Origin of the sequence: Ruegeria sp. HKCCD6157 (assembly GCF_013110685.1) — a bacterium.
Classification (GTDB): domain Bacteria; phylum Pseudomonadota; class Alphaproteobacteria; order Rhodobacterales; family Rhodobacteraceae; genus Ruegeria.
Map to the genome: position 1 here is coordinate 1 of NZ_WVRB01000022.1, position 1,088 is coordinate 1,088.

Genomic DNA, 1,088 nt, shown 5'->3' on the forward strand with positions numbered 1-1,088 from the left:
GGCGCGATCAGCTCAACGCCGAACGACACGTTGTCGCCGGGCATGACCATCTCGGTGCCTTCGGCCAGGGTCACGGTGCCGGTCACGTCCGTCGTACGGAAGTAGAACTGCGGACGGTAGTTCGCGAAGAACGGGGTGTGACGACCGCCTTCTTCCTTGGTCAGGATATAGGCTTCGGCTTCGAACTTGGTGTGCGGGGTCACCGAACCCGGCTTGCACAGAACCTGGCCACGCTCAACGCCGTCACGGTCAACACCACGCAGCAGCGCGCCGATGTTGTCGCCCGCTTCACCGCGGTCCAGCAGCTTGCGGAACATTTCAACGCCGGTGCAGGTGGTCTTGGTGGTGTCGCGGATGCCGACGATTTCAATCTCGTCACCAACGTTGATCACGCCACGCTCGACACGACCGGTCACAACGGTACCACGACCCGAGATCGAGAACACGTCTTCGATCGGCATCAGGAACGGCTGGTCAACCGCACGCTCGGGGGTGTCGATATACTCATCAACAGCCGCCATCAGCTCGCGGATCTTGTTCTCGCCGATTTCCGGGTTGTTGCCTTCCATCGCCGCCAGAGCCGAACCTGCGATGATCGGGATATCGTCGCCGGGGTAGTCGTAGCTGGACAGCAGTTCGCGAACTTCCATCTCAACCAGTTCCAGCAGCTCTTCGTCGTCAACCTGGTCAACTTTGTTCAGGAACACGACCATCTTCGGGATGCCAACCTGGCGGCCCAGCAGGATGTGCTCACGCGTCTGCGGCATCGGGCCGTCTGCCGCGTTCACAACCAGGATCGCGCCATCCATCTGCGCCGCACCGGTGATCATGTTCTTGACGTAGTCGGCGTGGCCGGGGCAGTCAACGTGCGCATAGTGGCGGTTGTCGGTCTCGTATTCCACGTGGGCGGTCGAGATGGTGATGCCGCGCGCTTTCTCTTCCGGCGCGCCGTCAATCTGGTCATACGCTTTGAAGTCACCGAAATACTTGGTGATTGCTGCGGTCAGCGTGGTCTTGCCGTGGTCAACGTGGCCAATCGTGCCGATGTTGACGTGCGGTTTTGTACGCTCAAACTTTTCCTTTGCCAT

General features: G+C 60.3%; 1 protein-coding gene. It reads right to left on the minus strand.

Translation table 11 applies throughout. From position 1 onward, the window contains the following. On the minus strand, positions 1-1,088 hold a 1,088-nt coding region (tuf, locus tag GS612_RS20430), incomplete at both ends, for an elongation factor Tu (RefSeq protein ID WP_171642795.1).